This window comes from Rufibacter latericius (genome assembly GCF_003721515.1).
Classification (GTDB): domain Bacteria; phylum Bacteroidota; class Bacteroidia; order Cytophagales; family Hymenobacteraceae; genus Nibribacter; species Nibribacter latericius.
This window is the reverse complement of the sequence record NZ_RJJD01000003.1, coordinates 324,000-345,492: the sequence shown is the minus strand read 5'-3', so window position 1 is coordinate 345,492 and position 21,493 is coordinate 324,000. Positions and strand designations below refer to the sequence as shown.

At 47.3% G+C, this 21,493-nt stretch carries 15 protein-coding genes; 5 read left to right on the top strand and 10 right to left on the bottom strand.

Annotated elements, in window-relative coordinates; all coding sequences use genetic code 11:
* Nucleotides 1-48: 48 nt before the first annotated feature.
* Nucleotides 49-891, bottom strand: a complete 843-nt coding sequence (locus EFB08_RS07080; RefSeq protein WP_123126237.1) for a transglutaminase-like domain-containing protein — start codon at nucleotides 889-891, stop codon at nucleotides 49-51.
* Complete coding sequence (locus EFB08_RS07075; protein WP_123126236.1) at nucleotides 881-1,627, bottom strand: peptidase; 747 nt, start codon at nucleotides 1,625-1,627, stop codon at nucleotides 881-883. Before EFB08_RS07075 ends, EFB08_RS07080 begins: the two co-directional genes overlap by 11 nt.
* A 365-nt stretch (nucleotides 1,628-1,992) precedes the next feature.
* Here EFB08_RS07075 and EFB08_RS07070 point away from each other — a divergent pair, with 365 nt between their 5' ends.
* On the top strand, nucleotides 1,993-3,495 hold the full coding sequence (locus EFB08_RS07070) for a PhoX family protein (protein WP_123126235.1): 1,503 nt from the start codon (nucleotides 1,993-1,995) through the stop codon (nucleotides 3,493-3,495).
* Between the two features lie 223 nt (nucleotides 3,496-3,718).
* Nucleotides 3,719-5,383, top strand: coding sequence for a cytochrome-c peroxidase (locus EFB08_RS07065; RefSeq protein WP_165864822.1), 1,665 nt, complete (start codon nucleotides 3,719-3,721; stop codon nucleotides 5,381-5,383).
* Between the two features lie 58 nt (nucleotides 5,384-5,441).
* On the opposite strand, the gene EFB08_RS07060 is transcribed toward EFB08_RS07065, so the two are convergent.
* From EFB08_RS07060 to EFB08_RS07035, 6 genes are all read right to left on the bottom strand, one after another.
* Nucleotides 5,442-5,948: a 2'-5' RNA ligase family protein gene (locus EFB08_RS07060; protein ID WP_123126233.1), complete on the bottom strand. Its 507-nt coding sequence runs from the start codon at nucleotides 5,946-5,948 to the stop codon at nucleotides 5,442-5,444.
* A 194-nt stretch (nucleotides 5,949-6,142) separates the two neighbouring features.
* Nucleotides 6,143-6,928 (bottom strand): DUF5602 domain-containing protein, encoded by a 786-nt coding sequence (locus tag EFB08_RS07055; protein WP_123126232.1) that lies wholly within the window; start codon nucleotides 6,926-6,928, stop codon nucleotides 6,143-6,145.
* Between the two features lie 286 nt (nucleotides 6,929-7,214).
* Entirely contained in the window at nucleotides 7,215-7,970 is a 756-nt protein-coding gene (locus EFB08_RS07050) for a LytR/AlgR family response regulator transcription factor (RefSeq protein ID WP_123126231.1), read from the bottom strand.
* Nucleotides 7,971-8,039: 69 nt separating this feature from the next.
* Nucleotides 8,040-9,911, bottom strand: coding sequence for a sensor histidine kinase (locus EFB08_RS07045; RefSeq protein WP_123126230.1), 1,872 nt, complete (start codon nucleotides 9,909-9,911; stop codon nucleotides 8,040-8,042).
* Nucleotides 9,912-10,695: 784 nt separating this feature from the next.
* Nucleotides 10,696-11,853, bottom strand: a complete 1,158-nt coding sequence (locus tag EFB08_RS07040; protein ID WP_227006243.1) for a Gfo/Idh/MocA family protein — start codon at nucleotides 11,851-11,853, stop codon at nucleotides 10,696-10,698.
* A 428-nt stretch (nucleotides 11,854-12,281) separates the two neighbouring features.
* Nucleotides 12,282-13,160, bottom strand: coding sequence for a helix-turn-helix domain-containing protein (locus EFB08_RS07035; protein ID WP_123126228.1), 879 nt, complete (start codon nucleotides 13,158-13,160; stop codon nucleotides 12,282-12,284).
* 338 nt (nucleotides 13,161-13,498) lie between these two features.
* On the opposite strand from EFB08_RS07035, the gene EFB08_RS07030 reads away from it, so the two are divergent.
* Nucleotides 13,499-13,831, top strand: a complete 333-nt coding sequence (locus EFB08_RS07030; RefSeq protein WP_123126410.1) for a DUF983 domain-containing protein — start codon at nucleotides 13,499-13,501, stop codon at nucleotides 13,829-13,831.
* 126 nt (nucleotides 13,832-13,957) lie between these two features.
* On the opposite strand, the gene EFB08_RS07025 is transcribed toward EFB08_RS07030, so the two are convergent.
* Nucleotides 13,958-16,939 (bottom strand): DUF7619 domain-containing protein, encoded by a 2,982-nt coding sequence (locus tag EFB08_RS07025; RefSeq protein ID WP_165864821.1) that lies wholly within the window; start codon nucleotides 16,937-16,939, stop codon nucleotides 13,958-13,960.
* Between the two features lie 2,003 nt (nucleotides 16,940-18,942).
* A complete protein-coding gene (locus EFB08_RS07020) occupies nucleotides 18,943-19,248 on the bottom strand; it encodes a hypothetical protein (protein WP_123126226.1) in 306 nt (101 codons plus the stop codon).
* Between the two features lie 248 nt (nucleotides 19,249-19,496).
* Here EFB08_RS07020 and EFB08_RS07015 point away from each other — a divergent pair, with 248 nt between their 5' ends.
* Both EFB08_RS07015 and EFB08_RS07010 read left to right on the top strand, forming a co-directional pair.
* Nucleotides 19,497-20,684 carry a sensor histidine kinase gene (locus EFB08_RS07015; RefSeq protein ID WP_123126225.1) on the top strand — a complete coding sequence of 396 codons (1,188 nt, stop codon included), beginning with the start codon at nucleotides 19,497-19,499 and terminating at the stop codon, nucleotides 20,682-20,684.
* On the top strand, nucleotides 20,681-21,400 hold the full coding sequence (locus tag EFB08_RS07010) for a LytR/AlgR family response regulator transcription factor (RefSeq protein WP_123126224.1): 720 nt from the start codon (nucleotides 20,681-20,683) through the stop codon (nucleotides 21,398-21,400). The genes EFB08_RS07015 and EFB08_RS07010 overlap by 4 nt, the downstream gene beginning before the upstream one ends.
* Nucleotides 21,401-21,493 lie beyond the last annotated feature (93 nt).

The window sequence follows — 21,493 nt, the reverse complement described above, 5'->3', positions numbered from 1 at the left end:
GTTTCCGAAAAATAGCCCACAAACGTAGAGCCACGGGAGAGGATATTCTCAGGAAAAGGAATAACCTTGGGTAGTGGAAGAAGCATCTACCGCCCTGAAATCACCCTCCAGTAAGGTGGCACTTACTTCCAGGGTCTGGAACCTAAGGTTCCCGAAACTGCTGGCAAAAGCGGTTTCGGTGGCATCGGTGCCGGTGGCAATCTTGATGAGGCCGTTCAGCGGAACCAATTTAGAGGCATCAAAGAGTACCCAATGCCCGCCCAGGTATGCTTCAAAACAGGCGTGGAAATCTGGCGGCTGCAGCTGATATGCGTACCCGGTGAAATATCGGGCCGGAATAGTGAGCGCTCGGCAGAGGGCAATACCCAAATGGGCGAAATCGCGGCAGACACCTACTTGCTCGGTGATGGTGTCAAACGCCGAGGTTTGGGCGCTGGTGTAGCCGCTGCGGTATTCCACGTTGTCGTAGATCCAGTCCCGGATGGCAATTACCCTTTCAAAGCCGTGGTCAATGTGCCCGAACTTATGGGCCGCCAGTTTATAAAGCCTATCTGATTGGCAGTAGCGGCTGGGGTTGAGGTAAGGGAGCACCGACACAGGCATATGCGCGATGGGCACATCGTTTAACCCTTCCGCTGGGATTATGCGCATTGCATTCTGCACGGTGGCCGCGTAAGAGAAGGTGATGAAACCGGGCTCTGGTACCTCCAATATGCTGAACCGCTTTTCACCGGCGGTAGAAAAAAACTCCTTTACAGGTACCATCGGCGAAGCCGAAAAGAATTCCTCTTCTATTATCTGGTTTCCGGTTGGGAAAGGCTGCACGTTCAGGAGTACGGTGGAAGGGGAGAAGACCTCAAAACCTACCTTGGCCGATACCCTAAATTTCATGGTTCTCCTGTTTTGGGGGCGTTTTGTTGAAAATATCCTCCATCCAGGTATCCGGGATTCGGTTGAGGGCTGCCTTCAGTTCATCGGCCCATTGCTCTGAGACGCTTTCCAGGTCTTTTTTGGTGTAGCGGTGTTCTACCATCTCGTAACTGTGGTTTCGGTACAGCACTACATCAATGGGGTAATCAACGTCATTGGCACTCACCCGGGTAGAGTCAAAGGACAGGAAACCGGTTTTCAGGGCCAGTTGCATGGAAGATTCTTCGGTGAGGGCGCGATTGAGGATGGCTTTGCCGTGGCCCGAGTTTCCGATGACCACAAAAGGTGCTCCCTGGCCCAGTTCCACCCAGTTGCCCTCGGGGTACAGCAGGAAAAGCTTGTGCTCTTCATCGTCCTTTAACTGACCCCCGATGATGGTGTGCAGGTTGAACCGCAGGCCGGCGTGTTCCAGGGCTTCCCGGTCTTCCTTGGCTACCCGTTTCACCTGCGCTCCGAAATCATTGACCGCTTTGTAGAGTTTGTTGTGCTCCGCGCCTTCCTCAATCAGTTCCTTGAAATACAACACTGCTTTGTCGCGTACAGACCGCAAGCCACTGGTCATGATGAAGAGCGAGTACTTCCCGTGCTGCTGAATGTAGATCTTTTTCTTCTCAGTGGTGTCTGACCCTGAGGTAATTCTGGTGTCGGCGATGGCTACCAGGCCTTCCTTTACCTTTATTCCTAAGCAATATGTCATAATAGCCCTTTCCTGTAGGCAAAGATACCAATCCTGCCTTCATTATTTCAGCAATAAATGCCCCTGAGAGTAAAGACTGGTATACGCAAGAACCTACTTTAAACAGAAATTGAATTGTTTCCCAGCACCTGAAAAGAACCAAGTAATCCTTCTTCAAGGAACAAACCTGAATGAATCCGTTTTCTAGCCGATTTCCCCAAAACGATCCTGAAACAGCAAGGCAGAAGTGACTTTAACTGCAAAGGGTGCCTGATGTTACGGGAGCGTTAAATGGAAGAACCAGAATTAACAATGGAATAAATATGGCCTAATGAAGGGGTAACATGGGCGGTCTACTTTTGATGAAGTAAACACAACCCCAACCTATGAAACCATTTCGTACCAGAAACCTGACCTTAACCCTTGGTTTAACCGCTGTCACCTTGCTGGGTGCCTGCCGCGAAGACGATTCGGCAGAAGATACCACCCCCATCTCCACCGATCTGGAAATCAAAAGCCAATCGGTGACACCCTCTTTGGTGAAAATGCTCTCCGGTTTTGAAAACATCAAAATCAATCCGCTTATCAGCAGCGAGGACAAACTGGAGGGCTCTCCGTCGTTTATCTATGGCGCCCAGCCCGATGGCTCTGGTATGCTGAAAGACCCTAACGGCGACGGTTTTGTCATGATCACCAACCATGAAATTCTGCAGTCGGTCTCGCGGGTGTACCTGGACAAAAACCTGAAACCCACCAAGGGAGAATATATTGTGGATGGTGCGGGTGGGCGCTGGAGATTGTGTTCCGCCACGCTGGCTACGCCAGAGGAGCACGGGTTCGGCCCCACCTTCCTCACCGCCGGGGAAAGCGGCATTGAATCCATGATCCACTCCATCAACCCGTTTGGGCTCACCTCTGACAAAAACAACCCGAGCCGCGTTTTGCCTGCTCTTGGTAAATGCAGTGCCGAAAACGCCGTTCCGTTGCCTAAAGCTGCTTATGCTAATAAAACGGCCATTTTCATTGGCGAAGACGAAAGCAACCCGGCCAACAGCATGGGCCAGGTGAATCTGTACCTTTCAAATTCTACCGGTGATCTGCAGGGCGGCAAACTGTACATGCTGCGCCGCACAAACAAAAACGCCGTGGAAACCGATATGCAGGTGAATACCGCCTATGATGTGGAGTTTGTGGAGTATTCTAACGTGGTGGCCAGCACCGGCGCTCAACTGGCGGCCCAGACCGTAGAACAGGGAGCCATTCAGTTTGCCCGCGTAGAAGACTTGGATTACGGCAAAGGCAGCCCCGCCGCTAACCGTACCCTTTACTTCACGTCTACCGGCGTGAGCCAGGCAGACAAACTTACCCCAGTGACAGGCCTAACCATGTGGGGACGCGTGTACAAACTGGAACTGGATGCCAATAACCCATTAGCCGGTAAACTCACTCCTTTGATCGATGGAGAGGTTGACCCCGGGAACAGCATTGTGAACCCGGATAACATCTGCGTGACCGAGAACTTCGTCTACATTCAGGAGGACGGCGACTCATACTATAAAAACAACAAGCATGATGGCCGCATCTGGCAATACAGCATTGCCACCAAACAGATCAAGCCCATGCTGGAAATGGACCACCGCCGTTCCGATGCCGCTTTCAACACCAAGTTCAACCCCGGCAATGACACCCGCCTGAGTTCCTGGGAGTACGGCGCCATGTACGATATCTCTGATCTGGTAGGCGTGCCCGGTACGTTTGTGGTGAACATCCACCCGCACACCTGGACCAGCGATGCCTTTCTGCCCGGCGGCAAAGGAGCCGATGGCAGCGGGGTCGTGAACAACAAAGAAGGCGGCCAAACCGTGATTCTGACCGGGGTAGCTCGCTAACTACTTTTTGTATCTTCTTCCATTCTGTCTGTGTCTGTCAACCTGCAAAAGCCTTCCGGATCGGTAAGGCTTTTGCCTTTTCCCAAGGACGAGTTCTATGAAGCGAAAATATAAACTGGGGATTTTCCTATTGTTCAACTTTCTGTTTTCAGGCTGTTTTCCTGAAAAGGAGCCAAAAATACCACAGGAGGTCAAAGCTCATCTGCTAGTACAATTTGATTCTTTGCAGAACGTAGCCCTGCAACAACTGCTGAGAACAGCTCAGAACGGATCATCTGAGGAAGTAATGCAGGCGTTTCTCCAGACCCGGATGGCCTACAAGAAAATAGAATGGTTCACGGAATACTACGCGCCAACCGCCAGCAAAGAAATGAATGGCGCACCTTTACCCGAGATCGAAATTGAGGAAACCCGGGTTTTCCCGCCCTCGGGGTTGCAGGTGATGGAAGAGATGGTGTTCCCCGCCCTGCAGGATAAAGAACGGCCCGAACTCATCCGGGAAATAAATTCCTTCCTGTCCACCTTCAAAAGAACCCGCGTCATTCTGGATGAAACCATCCTGACCGAAGGACATATTCTGGAGGCAACCAAGCAGGAGGTGTTCAGGACCATGATCCTGGGAATTTCGGGTTTTGATGCTCCTTTGGCGAAAACAGGCATAAACGAGACAGCCGCTGCCTTGACCTCGGTACGGGAGGTGCTTTCCTTTTTCGGTGAGAATCGCGATTTAGAGCATTCTTTATCTCAAGGCATTGCCCTAACCCAGCGCACCATAGATTTCAATGGTTTTGACCGGATGAAGTTTATCGTTGATTTCGCCAATCCCATTACCCGCCAGATGGTCGCTTGGCAGAAAGAACTGGGAATTCCGTTTGTGGAGTCCGCCTTGGCCATAAACCCTCAGGCCGAAACCCTTTTTGATCAGGATGCCCTTAACCCGAATTACTTTGTAGGCAATCTTGAGGCCCGGCCTACCCCCCAGAAAGTAGCCTTGGGGAAAGACTTGTTTTACAATCCCATTGTATCGGGCGGAGCCCGTACCTGCGGCAGTTGTCACCAACCCGAATTAGCCTTCACCGATGGCCTTCCTAAAAGCTCGGCTTTACAGGTCGGCCGGTTTGTGGGCAGAAATGCACCTACCTTGCTGTATGCCGGGTTTCAGCATGCTCAGTTTTATGACATGCGCTCCCCAACCTTGGAAAACCAAGCCATGGATGTGATCGCGAACAAAGACGAAATGCATGCCTCAGTGGCCGAAGCGGCCCAAAGATTAGGGCAGAAACCTGCTTACGTGCAGGCCTTCAAAGGCGCTTTCCCTACCATGGAGCAGGAGATAAAACCCAGGTACGTGATGATGGCGCTGGCTGCCTATGTTCGTTCTTTGGCTCCGTTCCAGTCTCGGTTCGATTTGTACATGCGGGGTGACCAGAACCAAATGACTCGGGAGGAAATCACTGGTTTTAACCTGTTCATGGGCAAAGCCAAGTGCGGCACCTGTCATTTCATGCCGGTCTTCAACGGCACTGCCGGACCTTCCTTTGCCAACTCAGAAGGAGAGGTACTAGGCGTGCTGCAGTCTCCCAAAAGTAAAAAGGCCGTCCTTGACCCGGATGAAGGAAGATTCGTCCACAACAAGATTGATGAACTGAAATTTGCGTTTAAGACCCCAACCCTGAGAAACATTGCCAAAACAGCGCCTTACATGCATAATGGTGCTTATGAAACCCTGGAAGAAGTCATGGAATTTTACAACAACGGTGGAGGCGTTGGATTAGGTCTAAACCTGGAACACCAAACCCTGCCCAATGACAAACTGGAGTTGAGCCCAGAAGAACAAAAAGCAGTGATTGTTTTCCTGAAAACCCTTTCAGACCCGCTTCAGAAATGAGCATTTTCCCTTGCACTTAGTCAGGTAGTTGTACTTAATTTGAATCCGGGAACAGGAATTAAGGTTGGAAGCTGTACTCCCGGTAAAGTTTCCAGGGACCTCCCATGTACTCCCAAAGGGTTAGCCCAATTCCTACAATCGTAAAAGGAACAAAGGTATCTTTTAACGTACTTTCCAGTTCCTTTGCCACGGCAGGCGCTACTTTGTTCTGAACCGTAATGTGCGGGTGTAGCTTTTGTTTATCCTGAGGAATCAGGAGGGGTTGCCACTGTTGCTGTAGGTTTTTGTGCAGTTGCTGCAATTCTTCACTGGCAATCTTATATGCCACCCCGTTTCCTATATTCATCAACCCCGGCACCTCCAATTTCATCTGTTTTTGGTGAAGGCAGACCGCACTTAATACTTCATGGATAGTGGATTCACCTGGCGGAAGGTGGTGAAAGAGCGTTAGGTGCGCTTTGAGAAAGTTCCTCTCCGGCGGAAAGTGTGCATCTCTCAGGCTGGTGAAGAACTCAAAGGCTTCTTTGTTTAAGGTTAACGTCAGGATTAGCGGGTTAGCAGTCATCGGAAGGACATAGGTTGGTTGAGAGGGTGTACGGTTTTACGGATTACCCTCTCAACCAACTGGGAATTTAGCCTTACCCTATCCCTTTCTTTTAAGGCTACTTTCGTGAAAACTGCCTCAAAATCTCGGAGGCCTTGGCGTTGCCAAATGAAACTTGATGTTTGAACTTCCACAAACCAGCAAAAGAATGGACCTTATCTCAAAACGAAATCAGAGAGGGTTACCTGATGGTTCTGTTCTCCCGTTTCGTCAGCATAAATATTGTATTTGGTAGGATAGTAGGTATTGGACTCCTGAAAATACTGGGGCTGACTAAAAGTGGTGGAGGTTTTGTTTCTGCTTTGCAGTTCGGTGATGGTCACAATGGGAGATACAAAAGTGAACTTGCCGTTATAGGAACCCAAAACCATGGCATTGGTCATGCCCAGAAATCCCAATCCATCAGCCCAGTGTCGGCCTATGCCCGGAAGTCTGGAACCTCCTGGAAAGTAATCGGCGGGCATGTAACCGGTTGGGGGAAGAACATCGAATTTGGCGGAAGGGTCTGTAGGTGCTGGTATGGTCATCCGTTCTTGCAGAGAGGTCATGAAAAAACGAATGTCATAGTGCGGATCTATAAAGGAAGGTCCGGTTGGGCCCGGCATGCCATGCCCCTGGGAAGCCCAGTCTATCTGGATGTGGTCAAAAGGCGTCAATTCTTTTGCCTGGTCTGGTAGGGGAACAGAAGCAACGCTGAAGTTTGTGTGGGGCAGATCTTGCAAAGCCCCATTGGTGAGTTCCAAGCCAAGTTCTACCGGTTCATCCTCATTGTTGACAGAGATCCAGGCAGTGGCTTTGCCATTTCCTATGTCAACAGTGGCGCCCCTATAGATTTGAAGCCCGTCATTGGGTTCTGGGTCATCGTCATCAAATAGGTCACAGGAAGGGAGCAGCACCATGCTGCTTAGAAAAAATAGCAGGAGGTAGAATAGCTTTTTCATATGAAATATGGGTTAAGGGTTTGTTTCCCTTAATTTCCAACCCTTTCTAATGAAATGCTGCTTGAATGAGCATTCTGCCACGTCGGATGAGCAAATGGTAAGGTCCAGTGAAAATTGCGTTTTCAAGGGAGGTTACCCATCGCTTAAATTGCTTTATTGCAGGCTACAATGGGTAAGTATGTTATTTGGGAAAGGTGAAATCAAGCTTTTGCAAAAAAACATTAAAACGTTGGAAGGCAGGAACGACAGCCCAGGAACGAAACAGGCTGAACCGCAATTTGTGAAGCTACTTTGCCTTTTTCATTAATGCTTCCAACACCAAATCTTTACGCTGTCTGGATATAGGCACCTGCACCTTGTTGGTCATTTCAATGAACCCACCCTCAGCTTTAACATACCGGCTTACCTGCTGCATATTGATGAGGTGCGATTGATGTACCCGCATGAAACCGTAAGGCTCCAAAAGGTCTTCCACTTCTTTAAGAGTTTTAGAGATGGTAAGTTTTGAGGTATCGGAAAAGAACAAGGTGGTGTAGTTCCGGAACGATTCGGCATGCACAATGCTCTCAGGCTTAACGAAGATGATTCCTTCCTGGGTAGCGAATGGTAGTTTACTGGGCGTTAGCTGCGGTTGTTTGTATTGCTGCAGCAATAGCTCCAACTGATCTTTGAATTCAAGATGATGCTGTTTCTTTTCGTAGCGTTGAATAGCCTCTACCAATTCTTCTGCATCAATAGGTTTTAACAGGTAATCAAGGGCGGCAAATTTAAAAGCTTTGAGGGCAAACTGATCGTAGGCCGTGGTGAAGATGATTTCGAAATGGGGTTCTGGGAAATGTTGGATCACCTCAAAGCCATTTTTATGGGGCATTTCAATGTCCAAGAAAACCAGTTGCGGTCCATGCTTTTTAATAGCGGAAATTCCTTCGTCTGCACTGCAACACAAAGCCGTTATTTGCACCTGTGGACAATAGGTTTGCAGTTGCCACTCCAGCATTTCCAATGCATTCTTTTCATCGTCTACAAGAACGGCTTTTATCATTTTGCCCTCCTTTCTGAAAAACAAGCTAAAAACGAATAAACCACTCCTTACCCACCCAACACCAAGCCGCTACTGGACTTTTGCCGGCATCTGCACCTTCACTTTGGTCCCGAGGGCGCCTCCCTGCGGTGCTACTAAATCCTCTACTTCTACAGTGGCATTGATGCTATATAACTCATTGATCAGGAAGATCCGGTCCTGGGTGATTTGCATGCCGTAGGATTTGTTTCTGATGGCTTCTTTGCTTTTCAGTTCCTTCGCCTTTTGCCGGCCGATTCCATTGTCTTCCACTTCCGCTACCAATAGATCATCAGAAGCCTCCCGAAACCGAACCCAGAGTTTTCCCCCGCTTTCCTTATGCAGCAATCCGTGCCAGATGGCATTTTCTACATACGGCTGCAGCAACATAGACGGAATGCTTATCTCTTCGGGTATAAGATCCCCTTGCACCTCAATAGAATACTCAAACACATTGTCAAACCGAAGCTTTTCCATTTCTATGTATAGCTGCAGGGTTTGGATTTCTTTGTCTAAGGTGATGTTCTCATTAGTGGAATTGTCTAAAATCAGCCGAATGAGCCGTGAAAACTTAGTTAGGTAACCGGAAGCCGTTTTATGGTCGCTTTTGACAATGTAGCGGTTAATGCTGTTGAGGCAGTTGAAGATGAAGTGCGGATTCATTTGCGCCCGTAAGGCCCGCATTTCGGTTTGGTGAATCTTTTTGTTGAAGACTGATTTTAGCTGACCCTCGTGCCGAACCTGGTGAATGCGGTACCGGAAAAAAGCACCGGAAAGTAACAGAACCAGACCTCCAATAGAGCTGAAGGTTTTGATGCGGGTTTCATACAGCTGACGCGCCTCCCGTTTCTCTTGGTCAAGTTGGTGAAGACGGAGGGCTTCTTTGTATTTGATGCTTTCTATTTGTTTGATTTTTTCCTCGTTGAAGAGACTGTCTTTAAGAGTAGTAGTGAGTGCCAGGTATTTGTAAGCGCTGTCTTTGGGTGATTTACCGGCATATAGCTTATGCAGCAGGGAAGCAGCCTGCGTTTGGGCAGCAAGCCGCTTCACCTGTAAAGAGATGTTTAGAGAGCGTTTTGCGTAAAGCAGGGCAGAATCTCTTTGGTGGCGCTGGTAGTAAATATCGGCCATTCCGTACTGGGCATCCGCCGCAATGTCAAAACGGAATTGTGATTTCCCCACGTACCCTAAAGCTATCCGGAAGTAATACAGGGAACTGTCATGTGCTGCAACTTGATGGAAATACTGGGCGAGGCTTGAGGTGGTAACGGCCAGATCCTGGTTATCCTGCAAATAAAAAGCTGTTTTATACGCCAGCCTTTTGTAGTAAAGAGCCGAGTCTAATTGGTTTAATCCTGCAAATGCAGCACCAATGAAATTCATATACCCCACAAGGGAACGAAATTTTAGATCTTTTTCTGTTTGGAAGATACCCGAATGAACCAGTCTTTGCGAACGACGGGCAAAGGGTATTGTCTTGTGGTATTCTCCCATGTCATTGAACGTAAACATGACATGGCGCAAGGCCTCCCAAACCCCCAAGGAGTCTTTGTTTTGTTCGGCAAAGTGTAGATTATCATAGGCGGCCTGCAGGGCTTCGGGATAACGACCCTTTTGCCGGAACGCAGATATTTTTAGCTTGTAGGCACCATAAGCCCCTTTGGGGAAGTTGTTCTTTAAGGCCAAAGCCAGGGCTCTTTCGCTATATATAAGTTGTGAGTCAACCAAGCCTGGTTGAAGGGAGCCGCGCGCCAACAAAACTAACAGTTTGATTTTCCCGGTGTCGCTTTTCTCCCTGCTTAATTCATACCGGAGACTGTCCATCTTTGAGGGAGAATAGACGCCTATTGTGGGGACTTGCCCTTGAGCAAAGGTAGAGAAGCCAATCACCACCAGTAAAAGAGACAAACAACACCTTCTCATACTTCAAAGAGTTAAATTGATACATTTTGGGAAGCACTTCTGGTATTTGCTAAGGTTTCAAATCCTATTTGAAGGCCTCTTGAAGCAGTGGGTTTTCAAAGCGGAATCTAAAAAGAGGATAAATTAGCTAGAAGGCACCATCAAGTCATTTTTCCTTTAAATATGTGGTCAGGATGGATAAATGAATAGATTTAAACTCCAACTCAAGTAAAAGTTGATGGAAGGAGGGGTAGATTTAATTACCAGAGAAGGAATAGGTTTTCCTTTAGGTGCAGCCCGAAACATTGGGAAATACCAAAACCTTAAAAGTCAGGACAGGATAAAGGGGGCACCCTGTACCAGCTCCTTAGGCAGATTAGCCTGGTGGCTGAAGTGAGGTCCGGTTCAGGGTAAGACGTGCTGCCTTGCTGTGGTCTTAACACTAACCTAATTTAGTTTATAAAACATTAATAATCAATTGTCTGGATTCCAAAACAAAGCGTTAAGGGCTGGATTTTGGCAAGGTTTGTAGGTTTTGACATACCGAAAGTCTCCGCCAGGTGACTTGCCATTTTGAAATCAAAACCCCATACACGAGAATTGGTAACTCGGACATGGGGTGAAATATTCCTTCTTATAAAATTGATTGATGAAACCCTCTGTTAGAAATAGAATTTAGGTTAGTTCTCCTGCAAAACGGTTCTAAGCTCTTGAGAGCTTTTTGCTGGTGTTTTTCCAAAAACTTGCCAAAACGATCCTTTGCTCCATTTTCCCTGATTCATTTATGAAGGGATTACGGAGCCCTTTATTTGTAGGATATAGGCACCCGTTTCCCACCTGATCTAGCAGACTCATAGATTGCCATCAGGATTCTAACATCCCGCAAGCCCATCTCGCCTGGGACAATTGAGGAGTTGTTGTTTCTGAAGCTTTCGGCCTGCCCATCCATTTGCCAGGCTTGTTCGAAAATGTTGGGGTAATTCATCCTGCCCTGGCTGGTCTCCCCTTGCTTCCCTTCATACCCGAACGAAGGCCCCAGGCGCCACCAACCCTTTTCGGCTTTGCCCTCCAGGAAATCTTCCCGCTCGGCATAGCTGCTGTTGCATTCTGCTATTACCCCGTCCTCAAACTCCATTCGCCAACTGATGGATTGTTCTACCTCACTAAAGAGTTCTGGCCTGGTTACCTCCCCAAATTTTGCGGTAACGGCAACAGGCGCTTTCCCCAGGGTGTAACAGGCTCCTTGTACGCAGTAAATGCCCATATCCATCAGAGGGCCTCCGCCTGACCGTTCCCGGTCCAGGCGCCAACTGCCCGGACCTCCCATGGTAAAGCCGTTGTGTGCCCTGATGCTCTTCACCTTCCCGAATACCTGCTTCTGGCCAAGTTCCATTACCCGCTGATGGAAAGGATCATAGTGCAGACGGTAGCCAATAGCCAACTGTACTTTGTTCTGGCGGCAAGCTTCCAGCATACGCTGGGCGTCTTCCACTGAGGTAGCCATTGGTTTTTCGCAGATGACGTGCTTCCCTGCCTTGGCAGCCCTGATGGTGTACTCGGCGTGCATGGCATTCGGTAAGACCACGTATACGATGTCAATGTCCTTGTTTTCGGCTATCTGATCGAAGTTCTGGTAGTTGTAGATGTTCTTGTCGGGGATGTTGTACTTGGCTTTCCAGGTCTCGGCTTTGGAAGGAGTGCCCGTGACAATTCCAGCCAGATAGCAGTTCTTTGTTTCCTGCAGGGCGGGGGCAAGTTGATGCGTGCTGTACCCGCCAAGGCCTACCAGGGCAATCCCCAGTTTTTTGTTCTGGCTGGCGGCGGACCCGGTTTGTTTTTCCTCCGGTTGGCTTCCTGAGGATTCACCGGAACAGAAAGAAAACAAGGGTATTCCTATCACGGAAGATCCTATGGTGAACGTTAGCCCTTTCAGGAAAGTACGGCGGCTATTTTCTGAATTCATGCCATTTGGTTTCATAGATGGTGTATGGTCGCCTGAAAACAAAGGAGCATTTTAAACTACATAGAAATCTCCTTAGGCTTAGGCGGGAAGTTTTAAGTTAGTAGGTTTTATGCCTGGTTTTCAGAAACAAGTAAAAAATCCTTTCTACCCTCTTACTGTCCCGCTTCACCAAACGTTGCAAGAATCAACTTTGCCTGACTAGTAATGGAAAACTAACCATGCAGTTATGGTGGGCGTGAGACTAGAATTCGTAAGATCTAAGCATGTAGTAAAAACCCTAGGGTGCACAAAGGAGAGAGGGAGACCCTGATTTAGGCTCATTATTCGGAAAACAGTTGTAAAACGAAAATGGGGAGAAAGCCTTCAAATGATGGACTTTCCTATCCTTAAAGGACCAAATGGCCCAATTTACCTTCGCTTCAAACTAATTATTTATTCCTACTTCTAAACTGCTCTGGGGTACACCCGGTGTGCTTCTTGAAGAATCTGAAAAAGTAATGGTTGTCAAAATATCCCAGTTCGGTGGCTATCTGAGAACTGGTTAATTCAGAATGAACCAGCAGTCGTTGGGCCTCTAAAACGGAACGTTCCTGGAGAAGGCCGGTAGTAGTTTTTCCTAAGGTTCGTTTGCAGATATCTTTGAGGTACTTAGGAGTTACATGAAGGAGTTCTGCATAGTAAGTGACAGGAAGGTGCTCTTTGTAGTGTTGTTCCACCAGGTCCTCCAAAGACTGCAATAAGGAAAGCTCACTGTTGGGAGTCCCTGATTCATTTCCTTGTCTTTGATAAATGCGCGAAAGATGAATCAAAAGAAGCTCTAAATGGCAGCACAAGGCTTCATTGCGCATCAACCCCTGGGTTAGGTATTCCTCCTGTAATCTCTGGAAGGCTGACACAACCAAGGCGTTATCTTCCTGAGAAATCGGAAGAATAGGACTATGTAAAAGGGCATTGAAAAAAGGGAATTCAACTAGTTTCCTATGTGGGAAAACCTTCAGGTAAAACTCCGGTGTAAAGAAAACGACAAAGCCATCTGCATCCGCTGAAAGCTCCCAACTATGCACCTGGCCGGGAACCATGAAGAATACCATGCCGGGGTTAACGTCATATTTCTTGAAATCGATGGTGTGGGTACCCGTTCCTTGGGTGATAAATAGGACGATGTAGAAGTTGTGTTTGTGGGGTTCACGAATGAAAAGATGCTCCTTCAAATGCGACGCAAAGGAACTCTGGTAGAAATAGCGTTCCTTTTGAACCTGCGCGTTAAAATCCTGGATCTGGTAAATGGGCAATAGTTCCTTGGGCATATAGATAAGCTTGGTAAAGGCTAAGGTAGTGATTTTGCAAAGCCTAGGGAACTGTTACAACTCCGGCGAATGGTCCTCGTTTTTTAGTTGCTTTGAAGGCAGGGAGGGGGGCAGTTCATAACTATGGATGACCTATAACTGGGAGTTTCCCCTCTTGAATAACGTCTTCAGGTTTATAGGCTAAAAAGTCCAATACAAAGGATTTTTTGTCCCGTTAGGGAAGGAAGTACCTCTTGTACCTTTGTGATGTAAAACAACTTTAAAAGGTAATGAGCCAGCAAAGATCATTATTCTATAGCATTGCGAATGTGAAATGCCCAAGATGCCGGGAAGGAAATATGTTTCCGAAGGGGACTTTGTATTCCACCAAGTTCGCAGACATGAACAAGTATTGCCCTTGCTGCGGCCAATCTTTTGAGCCGGAGCCAGGGTACTATTACGGAGCTATGTATGTAAGTTTCGGGTTCAACGTAGGGGTTTTCCTGGTTGTGCTGTTGGTGCTATCGCAGTTCGTGGAGGAAGTAACCATGGTAATGTTGGTGGGTATCGTTTTAGTGACGGTTTTAGGAATGTTGCCCATTTTCTTCCGGTTGGCCCGGGTCCTTTGGATAAGCATATTCGTCAGATTTGAGGGACCTGCAAGCCAGATCCCTCAGAAACAACATGTCTAAACAATTTTCTCTGAACCAGGGGAGCACTAAATAAGGCTGGCATTGGTAGTATCCAAGAACATTATAAATGGAAAGGCATACCTACAGATAGAGATCCTGAAAGTACCCAGGGTATTGTTTAACTGACTAAAGAACCGACACCTTCTTAACCACTTTACCGCGCTCTGTTTGTACTATTATCAAGAAGGTACCAGGTTTTTGGCCTGAGAGGTTTATCTCCATTAGCTCAAGCTGCCCGGCAAGCTGCTTTTCGCTGAGGATAAGCTTTCCTGCAATGTCAAACACCTGCACGCCCTGCACCTTGAAATTAGCAGTGGTAAAGTCAACAGTGAATTTGCCTGAACTCGGATTAGGGTACACCTGTATGGCTTGGTCTGGGGTAAGCTCCTCCACTGTAAATTCTTTCTCTGCCCGACCTCCCAGGCCTGCAATGGTTAATTTACCCGTGGTTGCCCCGCGGGGCACTTTCACTTTCAGGTAGGTAGTTGATGACTCCAGCAGCACTGCCTTTACCTCCCCAAAGGTAACTGTGTCCTGTTCTCCCAGGGCATTGAAGTTTTCCCCTTTCAACTCTACCACGGTACCAACAGTACCTGCTTCAGGAAGCACTTGGGTAAGCACAGGTGCGGGAATGACTTCAAAAGAACGTTGGGTAGTTCCCCCAGGGGTGGTCACGCTCACGCGGCCGGTTCTTGCACCTTCTGGAACCCGCACTTCCAACTGAGTTTCGCTTGCCTTCAGCACCTGCGCCGGTTTGTTTTCAAAAAGTACCTCATTGCGCTGCGCTGTTGGCGCGAAGTTTTCTCCTTGAAGCGTAAGGTTTCCGCCTACCCTCTGTCTGGCCTTGTCAAACCCTGTAAGAAGGGGAGAGTACCAAACCTTAAAGGAAGCGGTGCTTACCGCTGTGCCACCTTTGCTCAGAATGGTAATTTTTTCAGTAGAAGCACCGGCGGGGACTTTGACGGTTAAAGTGTTCTGACCAAAGCGGATAATCTCGCAGGAAACAGAACCTAGTTGTACTGCCTCAACCAGGTCTTCATTCAGATAGTCTCCTTGTAAGGTTATCTCTGAACCGATTACTCCTTCCGATGGGGAAAATAACGTGAGAGTGGGCGGATGATAGATGGTAAAATCACCCAAGCTACTGGCCGCACCATCTGGGGTAACCACTTTTACTTTGCCGGAGAAAGCAGTTGAAGGTACCCGCACCTTCAACTCAATTTCGGTTGCCCTTTCTACAAGTGCGTTCACCCCGTTGAAAGTGATTTTGTTGTCAGCTGCGACTGCCGCGAAGTCTTTTCCTGAGATGGTAACCAAGGAACCGGCTCGGGCTTTATTAGGAGTGATTGCCGTGATGGATGGAGAGGCCACCACTTCCTCTGTAGAGAGCTTCCGGTTCGGGTTCACCACGGGTGGCATGTCATAGATGCGGTTTTGGGTGGTGTTGGTACGTACGGGCTCGTTGTAATCAAAGAAGATATCGGCGAAATTCTCTATCAGGTGTTTCTCTGGTAGATTTGCCTTAGGCCGCACGCTGAATTGGATGGAACCGTTGCTGCCTAACTGGTCACGGGCGCTATCGGGTAGCATGATATTGTCAAAGGTGAAGGTGAGTACCGGCCGTTCCTTTCCGCTAACTCGCATCTGGTAGGGGTGTGATACGGCCCCAACCTGAAAGGTGCTCATGTCCAGGTCTGCAGACAGGGTATCTACTACTTCTACCCGGTAAGCATAATCGGTGCCCGTGTTCTGGAACCTGACAGTAAAGCGAAGGGGAGTACTGGTTGGAGTAAAGTGTTCAGCGGTAACCCCAGCCGGGACTACCTGTTTGTCATTGGGGTCAAAGGAATCGATGATGGGCAGACACTCTTCGGTGATCTCCGGCTCTGGATCATCAGGAGGGAGCGCCATCATAGGCAGGGCAGGGATTCCATTGTTACGCTCCCGTATTTCCAAGTTGACGCTGGACAAGGTTTTCATGGGATGCCCCTGAGGTTGGTCGGCTTCTACCCGTATTACTCTGCCTTCTGTGGGGAAGCGCAGCACCAAACTGTCACCGGCGGAAAGTTTGTACTTACTGGAAAGGGAAAGTTCCAGGTCCTGAAACACCCGGAAGGAGAGGCTGTCTGCCATGTTGCCTGATCCTTGGTTCCTGACCACGAATCGGGTTTGTCCATCTCCCAGGTCACTGCCGGTAATAATCATATCTGCTTTGCTGTAAGTAGGTTCAACTGGGTAGGAGTTCCCAGGAGAGATCCAGGCTTTGGTGCAGACGGTGAGACCCCTGATAGTAGGGTCGGCACAGGAGACGGAGTCAGTGATGGTGATGGTGCCGCGTTGGCTAGGCTCCAGGTCTCCCACCTGAAAAATGAAATTTCCTTCTTCGTCACGGGTGTGTGGAACGTTGGCAGAGATGAAGGAGACGAACTCTGGTAACTGCACTTTTACCTGGCCATTTGGAGCAGTAGCGAAGCCCATATTGGAGTAAGAAACCGTGGTCTTGTTGCGGAAGCAGCGACGTCGGCGGTCAGAGGAGACGCTTACGTTGAGGTAGGGAGAGAGGCTGACGTTAACCCCAATGTTATTACCCGAAGAATAGTTGCCAGAGTTTTCAAAATGGATGCCCCCAGTAGCGGCACCACCAGCCACACAGGTAGTGGTTAGCGATTTTCCGGTAGTATTCTCGTAAACCGGACTTACGGTGTAGGTACCCTCTCCAACCAGGAGCCGGTAGTTGCCCGTCTTATCAGTGACCCCGTAATAAGGACCTGGTTCCGCTTTCACAATAATGTCTGCAAGCCCGGTTTCATTCGCGTCCACTACACAATCAGAATTTTTATCATGGAATATGTTACCTTCTATCAGGTTGTATTCCCGAGGTGATGATGTTTCATACACCGTCAAGAGGTCATATTGTGGATCTGTTGTTACAAACAAACTGCCACTCCTGTTCATGGCGACACTTGGAGTGTTGATGGGAAGAGAAAAGATGAACTTTCCGGTTAAATCATAATATTTTACATCCGGACCATTGATGCCTAAATGGTTACCTGCCAGAGAGGATACCAAAACGTTCCCGAATGCATCTGAAGAAATGCTGGCACGCATGGGAAAGTCTTCCACCTTTTGTTTAAAGGACCCAAATTGTTGGAGAAACTTACCACTGGAAGAAAACTTTTGTATTCTTGTGCCATTCATATCTAATACAAAAAGGTTTCCAGCAGCATCTACGCTTACATCCAGGGGTTTAAATGCTTGTCCTGGTCCTGTTCCGGTTGGCACCAACTGTGCTATTTCCTTTCCCTTAGGATCATATTTTAGTAAGGCAGGAGTATTATAGTTGGAGTACCTTGTTACATAAATATTGCCTTCATGATCAACTGCTAATCCAGCTGAAGCATATTTCAGGGCATAACCGTTAAAGGATCCCGTATTTGAAACAAAGGATGTGATCAGCTTTCCCTGTAAGTCAAATTTTTTAATTCTTGAGGTTGAGCTTCCATTAAATTCCAGAATATATATGAATCCTTTATCGTCTATAGTTACCGTTAAATTGTTTAGGAGAATTGGATCATCTAACTTAAAGTTCTTATCCTCTTCGCCGGCAGAGTTAAATTTCACTAGTCGGCGTTTTACATGGTCTAGTACGTAGAAATTGTCAGATTTATCAAAGGCAACTTCATAGGGCCGGCTCAGGTTTCCTATCCTTTCAACAAACTTAAGGTCCTGATCATATTTCATGATGTAGTCTCCATTTGAGTTCACCATTTTCAAATACATGTTATTCTGGTCATCAAATAGAAGTAAACTACCTCTTTCTGCATTGATTGGGAGTCTTTTTTTCAATGAACCATCTGCAGAAAAGACAACGATAGGCCAATTGATTGTATTGGTGTAAATGGATCCATTATTATAGGCGTAAATGTCTCCATTTTTATCCACCTTAATTGCTAAACCATAAGGCCTATTAAACCCACTTTCTTGCATCACAGCTTCGCTGAACCTCTGTATGATTTTGCCTTTACGGTTAAAGAGGGTTATAGAGGCAGTAGGACTCCATGAGCCGTTTATCATTTCAGCAATATAGATGTTGTTCTGATTATCAAATGCAATGCTTGTGGAACCAGAATCCCAAATTGGTTCAGGATCTTCCAGGGTTATTGTTTCAATAATATCTCCTTCAGAATTATATACAAGAAGCTTTTGGTGAGCGTGATCAAATAAACTTACATGGCCATTTTGATCAAGGTGTATTGATAAATACGCACCTGGGTATAGTTCTTCAACCGGCGGAAAAGTTTTAATGAGTTTACCGGTTTGATCATGCTTTTCTATGCGGTGTTTCTGTGAGTTCACTATGTAGATGAACTTTTCCTGATCAACTACCAAGCTCAAATACACACCCTCACTATTATCATACCCTGCTTTATAATCCTCAATACTTACTTTGAAATCCAACAAGATTCTTCCGTCCTTCACTTTAACAACCCTGGACATGTCTGTCAAATAAAAGTTGTTCTCCTTGTCCAAGGCTATGCTATGTATACCCATGGCTGGAACACTGCCTAGATCAAATTTTTTCTGATAGGGTGAATTCTGAGCAAATGAAGTAGAAAGAGGAAGGAGGGATGCTAAGAAGAGTAGAAGTATTCTCATTTATTTGGTTTATATAATTTGGAATAGCTGTAATTCATGTATTTAGCTATGTAAATATATAGAATTCTCTTATCCTAACTTTTATATATTTATCAGTCTACAACTGAAATCTCCTGCCATTGTGCACTCTGGAAACCCGTATTCCTGGTTTTTTTATTTCTTTAGAAGTTATATGCTATTTTTTTAGGAAACACGTGAAAAATGCTATTGTATAAGGGAGATTATATCTCATAAGTCTCCCATAATACAATAGCAAAGCCCTCCTACTGAAACAATAGGAAGGCTTTGCTTACATTATCCGCCACACCGTATTTCGAAGTTTTAGCAGTGTTTCAGGAAAATGGACTAAAAACGGAAACCCATGGCCTGTTCGGCTGACTCCCAGTTCTCCGTTTTTAGCCTTCATTTTAGATTGCGGAGAGGAAATTTCAATCAATGTTTCCTCTTTTGGTTTTTCAGGGTTTCCTGTTGCCCAATATGGCGTAGGTGGGAGGAGTGACCATCACCTGCTGAAGGGCGTTGTCCAGCAGTTTCCGGGTCTTTGGCTTCTTGATGTCCAGTTTTCGGCCCGTTACACTTTCCTCATAAACCAGTTGGTGTTCCTTGTTGTAAAAACGCACAATACTGCTCTTTTTCTGCCTGGTATTGGATTCCACCACCCAGTACCAGGAACTAGCTGGGGCTTGGGCGGAAACCTTTGGGCTGGGAAGGAATGTGAAAAGCCCAACTACGAGTACGAATTTCAGGAATATGTTTTTCATGGAAGTAATGGTTAGTTTAAAATGCCTTGATGATGTAAGGCTAAAGTAACCTGCGGGAAAACCCTTTGCCCAGCTATTCGCCCGTCGTAACTAAACCATCGCTACTCTACCGTTGCCGGAGGATTATCCGAAAAATAGGGTGCTTTTTGCCGTTCAGCGACTGAAACCAGTCATTCGTCTACAAAGAGATTTCCAAGTGGACTTTTGAGGTGCCTTCTTGTATCTTAAAGCAAAAAAAGGAGCTTGTTATGGCAACCGTAGGCACAAAGTTCATATTCGCGGAGGAGCTAAAGTATCGGGTAGCCAGGCACTTGGTTTTCTGGTCAGTCTGCGTGGTCTTTTTTACTCTTGTCTATGGAAGCAAACCGGTGGGCGGCACCATCTCACCACCTATCTACCTGACGAACCTTTATAAGCTCTCTTTTCTAGAAGGGTTGGCTTTTCTGCCTACGCACATGTTGCTGAGTTACACGTTCATGTACCTGCTCATTCCCCGGTTTCTGTTCAAAGGGAGGTATGCAGAATTTTTACTTGGCTTGATCGCCACCGTCCTGCTCGCCTCCTCGCTTTCGTATCTTATATCAGATACCCTGGTTGTCTTTTTCCGGGACTATTTCCGGGTAGAGAAACCAAGCAGCAGTTTTTACTTCGGCCTGATGGCGGGATTGCGGGGCGGTTTAAGTATTGCGGGGTTTGCCGGGGCTATCAAACTGGCGAAACATTGGTACTATAAAAACCAACTTTCTATCCAACTGGAGGGGGAGAAGCTGAAGGCAGAGTTAAAATTGTTGAAGGCCCAGGTTCATCCGCATTTTCTGTTTAATACGCTCAATAACCTGTATTCCCTGACCTTGGTGCAATCGGTACAAGCCCCCGAGGTGGTGATCAAGCTGTCTGGCCTGCTGCGCTACATGCTTTATGAATGCAACGTGGCCAAAGTGCCGCTCGCCAAAGAAATAGGGATGCTACAGGACTACCTGGCGCTGGAGAGGATGCGGTATGGTCAACGCCTTGACCTTTCTGTCAACATTGAAGGGAATTTGGAAGGGATGCTGATCGCGCCTTTGCTTTTACTGCCTTTTCTGGAAAACAGCTTCAAACACGGTGCAAGCGAACAACTGGACCAGGCTTGGGTGAGCCTTGATCTTTTGGTGAGGGGCCATACGTTGAAGTTCAAGGTCATGAACGCCGTTCCTGAGGCGCAACTTCCGGGAGAGCATACAGTAGCGCCTGGGATTGGGCTTGCCAATGTCCGGAAAAGATTAGAATTGCTTTATCCTAATATACATGAGTTGAGCATCTGGCAGGAAGCAGAAACCTTTCTGGTGACCCTCACACTCCAATTGGAGGAGCAAGGCAACGAGCAGGATTCTACCGAAACCAGGTTGACGTTCAGAAAATCCGCCGAAGAACCGCTTTACAATGAATCTCTATGAAAATCAAATGTCTTCTAGTAGATGATGAACCGCCTGCCCAGGCCGTGTTGCAGTCTCATATTGCTTCTTTGCCCATGCTGCAATTGGTGGGGCAATGCCATAATGCCATTGCAGCGTTGGAAGAACTTCAGCGGCAACCCATAGACCTGATGTTCCTGGACATAAAGATGCCCCAGTTGTTGGGAACCCATTTCCTTAGGACCCTGCGCCACCCGCCCAAAGTTATTTTCACCACTGCTTACCCAGAGTACGCCCTAGAGGCTTTTGACCTGGATGTAGTGGATTATTTACTTAAACCCATCTCCTTTGAAAGGTTTCTGCGGGCCATCCAGAAAATACAGCAACCAGAACTTTCAGGTGCCACCACTTCTGCTCCCCATACCCAACACGCCTCAAGCGAGAGGTTTCTTTATTTCAGGGTAGACCGCAAGATGGTGAAGGTAATGGTGTCAGATATTCTTTACATCGAAAGCCTGAAGGACTATGTGCGCATCGTCACTACTTCCAAGCAGATTGTACCCAAGCAAACCATCTCCTCTCTGGAAGAGATGCTGCCTGAGGAGAGCTTTGCCCGCATCCATCGGTCGTACATAGTGGCTTTGGATAAGGTAGATTCATTCTCCCCCTGCCATGTGGAGGTAATGGGCAAGGAACTTCCTGTAGGAAGGAACTATCGGCAGGAAATGGAGAAAACAATTCGCGTGCGTGGGATTTGACTTAATGAATAAAATTAATCGCGACTCCATATTGATAACCAAACTGCCAATCGTGGGTGATAAGGTTCGTCTCACCCCGGTAGGAGATCTAAA